The organism is Anaerolineae bacterium, from assembly GCA_014360855.1.
Lineage (GTDB): Bacteria > Chloroflexota > Anaerolineae > JACIWP01 > JACIWP01 > JACIWP01.
In genome coordinates this window covers 1-6,908 of the sequence record JACIWP010000177.1, presented here as the reverse complement: position 1 = coordinate 6,908, position 6,908 = coordinate 1, and the positions used below count along the sequence as shown (strand labels likewise).

Sequence of the window (6,908 nt, the reverse complement as noted above, 5' to 3'; positions counted from 1 at the left end):
CGTCGGGGGATGGTTCGTGGCCTGCCCGCTCACGCCCGAGCGCATGATGTCCCTGCCGGTAGAGCGGGTGTACCGCAAGATCATCCAGGCCGGCCGGCTGGCGGAGCGGTTGGGCGCCAAACTGCTCGGGCTGGGAGCATATACATCGGTGGTGGGGGATGCCGGCGTCACCATCGCGCGTCATCTCGCCATCCCCGTCACCACGGGCGACAGTTACACGGTGGCGGTAGCGCTGGAGGCGGTGCGCGAGGGCGCCAGGCAGATGGAGATCGAGATGGAACGCGCCGCCGCGGCAGTGGTGGGCGCCACTGGCGCCATCGGCCGTGCGGCGGCGCACATCCTGGCCGGCGAGGTGCAGGAGCTGATCCTCATCGGCCGGCACGCTTCCAAGATCGAGTCCCTGCTCGAATCCCTCCGCCCCGTGTCCCACGCCCGTCTGGTCGGCTCCACCAGGCTGGACGACGTAGCGCGGGCGGAGCTGGTGCTGACGGTCAGCTCCGCCATCGGGGCGATCATCGAGCCGCATCATCTGCGCAGTGGCGCGGTGGTGTGTGATATTGCCCGGCCGCGCGATGTCTCGGCGCGCGTCGCGCAGGCGCGCGACGATGTGCTGGTGATGGACGGCGGGGTGGTGCAGGTGCCGGGCGATGTGGATTTCGGCTTTGATTTCGGCTTTCCGCCGCGCACCGCCTATGCCTGTATGGCGGAGGTGATGATTTTAGCGCTGGAGGGCCGGCTGGAGAGCTACACCCTCGGCCGCAATATCACGGTGGAACAGGTGCAGACCATCGCGCGACTCGGCCAACAGCACGGCTTCCGGCTGGCCGGCCTGCGCGCCTTCGACCGTCCACTGACGGAAGAGCAGATCGCGCACGTGCGGGCCCGCCGGCGGCAGTCGCAGTTATCCGTGACAGGGTTATCCTTTGGGGGAGGAAGCGCATGAGCAAGGGACGCATCCTGATCGTGGAAGATGATGTGGATATCGCCAATATGCTGAAGATTTATTTCGAGGCCCAGGGGTATGAGATCCTGACCGCCAGCCGCGGCCGGGATGCGCTGGAGATGGGCCGGCGGCACATCCCCAACGTGGTCATCCTCGATATCCGTCTGCCGGACATTGACGGCTATGAGGTCTGCCGGCAGTTGCGCGCCAACCTGCGCACCAGCCACATCCCCATCCTGTTCCTGACCCAAAAAGATGACCGCAGTGACAAGATCGCCGGCCTGGAGCTGGGCGCGGACGATTACATCACCAAGCCCTTTGACATTGAGGAACTGCGGCTCCGCCTGCAAAACGCCCTGCGCCGCGCCACCTACGAGAGCTTGACCAGCCCGGTGACCGGCCTGCCCAGCAGTCGGCTCATCGAGGAACAGTTGAAGAAGCTCCTGCGCCTGCAGGACTGGGCAGTGCTGTACATCGGCATCAAGGCCTTTGCCCCGTTCACGGACGCCTACGGCTTTGTCGCCGGCGACGACGTGCTCCGCTTCGCCGCCATGGTCATCACCGAGGTCATCAATGAGCACGGCACCCCGCAGGACTTCGTGGGGCATGTGGGTGGGAGCGATTTCATCGTGGTGACCTTCGGCGGCCGGCCGGCCCTCCTGGCCGAACAGCTCAGCGCCAAGTTCGCCGAGGGCATCGGCTCCTTCTATTCCTTCCAGGACCGCGAGCGCGGCTATCTCCTGCTGGAGGATGCCGAGGGGCGCCGGCGCCAGGAGCCGCTCATGTCGCTGGCCATCGGCATCATCACGGATAAGACCCTGCCCTTCTCCGACATCCGCGAGATCACGGAGGCGGCCGCCGAGGCGCGGCGCAAAGCGTCAGAATCTGCGTGAGGGATGGAGTGATCCGGCAGAAAGCGGGGGCGCAGACGCCGGCGGAGGCGGAACTGCGCCAGAGAATTATCCAACTGGAGGCCATCCAGCGCATCAGCCAGGAGCTGAGCACCACGCTGGACCTTCAACACCTGATGGATAAGGTGCTGGAGGAGGCGGTGCTGACGCTGGGGGCGCGGCGCGGCTGTATCCTGCTGAAGGACTCCGCCGGCACGTCCTATCAGCTCCTGGCCCATGCCGGCTGGGAGGAGGAAGCCCTGCCGGCGCTGGCCCAGGAACTGCCCCACCATCCGGCGGTGGCGCCGGCGTTGCACACAGGCCATCCCCACACGGGAGAGGATGCGGACGGCACGGGCATCCTCGCCGTCCCGATTGAGTACACCGGACAGGTGGTGGGGGTGTTGCTCCTGGAGCGGGCGGTGCCGCCCCTCTTCGCCGAGAGCGAGGTGGAGTTCGGCAGAATGCTGGCCGCCCAGGCCTCCATTGCGGTCGGCAGTGCCTGGCGCTATGAGGAGCTGGTGCGCCAGCGCGAGGCCCTGCGCCGGCGGGCCGAACAGCTCTCCCACCTCTTCCACATCGCTCAGGAAGCCCGCAGTGACCGGCCGCTGGAAGAGCTGTTGGAGGATGCCGCCTATGCCATCCAGGAATCGGTCGGTTTCAACATCGTCATGTTCAGCGTGACTGCCGGCGACCCGCCGGCGCTGGAGCGGGTGGCCGCGGCTGGCCTGCCACTCCAGGTTTTCGAAGAGCTGAAAAAGGTGCGCCAGCCCCTGGCGAAAATCCTCTCCCTGCTGAAGGAAGAATACCGCATCGGGGACCAGTCCTATTTCTTCCCCCATCAGCGCTTTCATGAGTGGGGGGCGGAACTGCACGTGTATACCTCGCCGCGCGCCGGCCTGCCCACTGTCGAAGGGGAATGGCATCCCGACGACATGCTGTTGGTGCCGCTGTGGGGCAAGAACCAGCAGTTGCTGGGCATCCTGAGCGTGGATGACCCGCGCGACCGCCGGCTCCCCGATCCTGCCACCATCGAGGCGCTGGAGACCTTCGCCGGCCAGGCGGCCATCGCCATCGAGAACCGCCGGCTGTTCGAGCTGGAGCGCCGGCGCGCCGAGGCGGCTGAGGCCATGCTCCAGGTCGGCCAGGCCATCAGCTCCTCCCTGGAACCGCGCCGCATCCTGCAGACCGTGGTGGATGAAGTAGCGCGCCTCTTCCAGGTGGACCGCAGTGCGGTCCTGCTGTTTGACCCCGAGCGAGAGTTCGGCCGGATTGCGGCAGAGCATTACCGACCAGGCGAGGAGCCGGCCCCGATCTTCCGCGTGCCGCTGGCCAGCGATGCCGTGCTGTCCCGCGTGCTGGAAGAGAAGGGCGTGGTCTGCATAGAGGATATGACAGTCGAACAAGGGACGCGTGATCTGGGCGCGCTCTGGAAAGTGCGCCGGCCGCGCTCCGTGCTGGTGGTGCCGCTGATCGTGCGGGATGAGGTGACGGGTGTCATCACGCTGGAAAGCCTGGCGGAACCCCGGCGCTTCTCCCCGGAGGAGATTCAGCAGTGCCAGCTCATCGCCAATATGGCGGCCACGGCGATAGAGAACGCCCGGCTGTACGATGAGGTGTGGGCGTTCAGCCGGCAGTTGGAACTGCGCGTGGAGGAGCGCACCCGCGAACTGCGGAGGGAACGCGACCGCGTGCAGGCGCTCTACCGCATCGCCCGCGAGCTGAGCTCCAGCCTGGACCTGCACCGCGTCATGCATCAGGCGCTCAAGCTCCTGCAGGAAGCAGTGGGCGCCACCGAGGGGCTTATCCTGCTGACGGACGAGCGCACCCCGTACCTGGTCATCCGGGCGGCCATCGGCCGGCCGACCCCCATCCCGCGCGAGGGCCAGGTCACCCAACTGCGGCGCGACCAGGGGCTGGCCGGCTGGGTCATCACTCAGCGCAAGCCCACCATCGTGCCCGACACGACGCGCGATGAGCGCTGGGTGCATCTGGAGGGGACGCCGAACCCGCCGCGCAGCGCGCTGGCGGTCCCCCTGCAGGCCGGCGAGGATGTCCTGGGCGCGCTCTTCCTGTTCCATGACCAACTGGATTACTTCAACGACGGCCATTTGACGCTGGTGACGGCGGCGGCATCCCAGGTGGCCTCCGCCATTAACAACGCCACGCTGTACCGCCTCATCACCGAACAAGCCGAACGTCTGGGCACGATGTGGCGCCAGCAGAGGGAAGAGGCCTCGCGCAACGAGGCCATCCTGCGCTCCATCGCTGACGGCGTGCTGGTGAACGATGTGCATGGGCGGGTGATCCTGATGAACAGCGCGGCGGAGCGCATCCTGGAAGCGCGGGCCGAGACGGCGTTGGGGCAGGACGTGCGTAACTTCTTCGCCGCGGCGGAGCCGGAAGGCCGGCAGAGGGCTATCGATTCGGTGAACGCCATGCTGAAGGCCGGCCAGCCCCCGCAGGTGGTGCAGACCCAACTGGAGATCGGCGGGCGCATTATCAGCACCAACATCGCCCCGGTGCTCACCGAACAGGGCGAACTATTGGGCCTGGTCACGGTCCTGCGCGATATCACCCGCGAGGTGGAGGCCGACCGCGCCAAGAGCGAGTTCGTCTCGACGGTCTCCCACGAACTGCGCACCCCCATGACCTCCATCAAAGGGTACACCGACCTGCTGGTCATGGGCGCGGTGGGAGAGCTGAACGAGACACAACAGCGCTTCCTGAAGATCATCCAGGAGAACGCCAACCGGTTGACGTCTCTGATCAACGACCTGCTGGACATCAGCCGCATTGAGACGGGGCGCATCGAGCTGAACATGACGCCGGTGGACCTGGGTGAGCTGATCCGCTCGGTGGCCGCTTCCATGGCCGGCCAGGCGGCGCAGAACGGCCTGACCCTGGAAGCCCATGTGGATGAGGACCTGCCGCTCACCATGGCGGATAAAGACCGCCTGACCCAGGTGCTGGTGAACCTGGTCGGGAACGCGATACTGTACACGGACGCCGGCGGACGCGTGGACATCCGCGCTCGCCCGGTGGAATCCGCCGTGGTGGTGGAGGTGGCGGACACCGGCATCGGCATTCCGAAGGAAGACCTGGGCAAGATCTTCGACCGCTTTTACCGGGGCGAGTCGGAGCGCGTCCAGCAGTGCCAGGGCACTGGTCTCGGGCTGGCCATCGTGAAGTCGTTCGTGGAGATGCACGGCGGCCGCATCTGGGTGGAGAGCGAGCCGGGGCGGGGCAGTACGTTTACGTTCACCCTGCCGGTGCGCGATGTGGTGGTAAAGCCGCCGGCGCAGAGCCTGACATCCCCCGCGGACAAGGGGCACATGGAGGGGACATCATGAGCGACGTGATTCTGGTGGTCGAGGACGAACGGGACATCCGCGAGCTGATCGCCTTCACCCTGCGCTTCGGCGGGCTGAACGTCGAGGAGGCCAACGATGGGGAAAGCGGCATCGCCAAAGCGCGCGCCCTCCAACCGCGCCTCATCCTGATGGATGTGCGCATGCCCCGCATGACGGGCTTCGAGGCCTGCGAGAAGCTCAAGACGTATCCGGAGACGCGGGATATCCCCATCGTGTTTCTCTCGGCCAAGGGGCAGGCCGCCGAGATCCAGCGGGGGATGGAGCTGGGGGCGGTGGCTTATATCCTGAAGCCTTTCGCGCCGGATGAACTGCTCCAACAGGTCAAGGATTTGCTGGCGAAACTGGGTTCGCCGGCCGCATAAGCCGGCCTATCGGGAAATGGCTGGGACGCCATGAGCGCAATCGTCATAGACGGCAAACTCGTACATTACGAGGCGGTGGGACGCGGCAAGCCGGTCGTCTTTCTGCACGGCTGGCTCGGCTCATGGCGCTATTGGATGCACACCATGGAGGAGCTGTCCAGCCGCTGTCGCTGTTACGCCTTCGACTTCTGGGGGTTCGGGGATACGGAGCGCCGGCCGCCCTACTCCGACCTCAACGATTTCGTGATGCAGTTGGACGCCTTCCTGGAGGACATGGGTATCTGGCGCTTCAGCCTCATCGCGCACGGGCTGGGGGCCGTGGTGGGGGCGCGCTTCGCCGGCCTTTTTCCACAGCGCATCGAACGCTTCATGGCGGTCAGCCTCCCCATCGCGCCGGCCATGCTCAACCGCAAGGCGCTGGTCAGCGGCGGCAAAGGCCTGTTCGGCCTATTCGGATACCGCTGGAACGAGTACCCGGAGCTGGCCGGCGAGCTGGCCAAGACCGACCCACAGGTCGTCGAGCAAACCCTGGATGCGCTGGAGGACGTGGACATCCCGGCCGCCCTTTCCCTGCTCGATATGCCGGTGCTCCTGGTCTACGGCCGCAAAGACCCCATGGTCAAGCCGCTGGACGAATCGCTGATCCATCCGGAGCGCTATAACACGCGGGTGATCCACTTTGATGTGGCGCGCCACTTCCCCATGCTGGAGGAGCGCAGTAAGTTCATCCGCCTGATGAAAGATTTCTTCGAGGCCGGCGACGATCTGCGCAGTCTGGAGCTGAAGCAGGAATGGCGCCGGCGCACGCGATAGGAGAGCAGTCGTGCGGGCTGTGATCGTAGCCAATGGGATCATCGAGGACGAGGAGGGGGCAAAGGCCATTGCCGCCGGCGCGCCCCTGCTGATCTGCGCCGACGGCGGCGCCCATCACGTCATGCGCTGGGGCCTGCGGCCTCACACGGTCATCGGCGATATGGACTCGCTGGAGGAAGAGCCGCTCCGCCGGCTGGAGGAGGCCGGCGCCCTGCTCCTGCGCTATCCCAGCCGCAAGGACGAGACCGACTTGGAGCTGGCCCTGGATTACGCCGTCCGCCAAGGCGCCGATGAGATCCTCATCCTGGGAGCACTGGGCGGGCGGTGGGACCATACGGTGGCCAACATCCTCCTGCTGACCTGGCCGCGGCTGGAGGGCCGGGAGGTACAGATTATCGCCGGCCAGGAGCGGCTGTTCCTGGTGCGCCGGCAAGTTACCCTGCACGGCGCGGCCGGCGACATCGTCTCCCTGCTCCCCCTGTCCCCGGTGGTGGAGGGCATCGTCACCAGCGGGCTGGAATATCCC

Annotated in this window: 6 protein-coding genes; all 6 read left to right on the top strand. The window is 66.3% G+C overall.

Annotation, left to right across the window (positions count from 1 at the left end; translation table 11 throughout):
- Positions 1-943: shikimate dehydrogenase (locus H5T60_10115; GenBank protein MBC7242784.1), on the top strand; the 943-nt coding region annotated here is incomplete at its 5' end.
- Complete coding sequence (locus H5T60_10110; GenBank protein MBC7242783.1) at positions 940-1,836, top strand: response regulator; 897 nt, start codon at positions 940-942, stop codon at positions 1,834-1,836. The genes H5T60_10115 and H5T60_10110, both read left to right, overlap by 4 nt.
- A gap of 8 nt (positions 1,837-1,844) precedes the next feature.
- On the top strand, positions 1,845-5,186 hold the full coding sequence (locus tag H5T60_10105) for a GAF domain-containing protein (protein ID MBC7242782.1): 3,342 nt from the start codon (positions 1,845-1,847) through the stop codon (positions 5,184-5,186).
- Entirely contained in the window at positions 5,183-5,569 is a 387-nt protein-coding gene (locus H5T60_10100) for a response regulator (GenBank protein ID MBC7242781.1), read from the top strand. Before H5T60_10105 ends, H5T60_10100 begins: the two co-directional genes overlap by 4 nt.
- Before the next feature lie 30 nt (positions 5,570-5,599).
- On the top strand, positions 5,600-6,382 hold the full coding sequence (locus tag H5T60_10095; GenBank protein MBC7242780.1) for an alpha/beta hydrolase: 783 nt from the start codon (positions 5,600-5,602) through the stop codon (positions 6,380-6,382).
- A 10-nt stretch (positions 6,383-6,392) separates the two neighbouring features.
- The coding region (locus H5T60_10090; protein MBC7242779.1) for a thiamine diphosphokinase at positions 6,393-6,908 on the top strand (516 nt) is incomplete at its 3' end.

What these genes read in the sequence shown, in the direction of transcription:
- H5T60_10110 (MBC7242783.1), top strand. Translation starts at nt 940, where the DNA reads ATGAGCAAGGGACGCATCCTGATCGTGGAAGATGATGTGGATATCGCC.
- H5T60_10100 (MBC7242781.1), top strand. Translation starts at nt 5,183, where the DNA reads ATGAGCGACGTGATTCTGGTGGTCGAGGACGAACGGGACATCCGCGAG.
- H5T60_10095 (MBC7242780.1), top strand. Translation starts at nt 5,600, where the DNA reads ATGAGCGCAATCGTCATAGACGGCAAACTCGTACATTACGAGGCGGTG.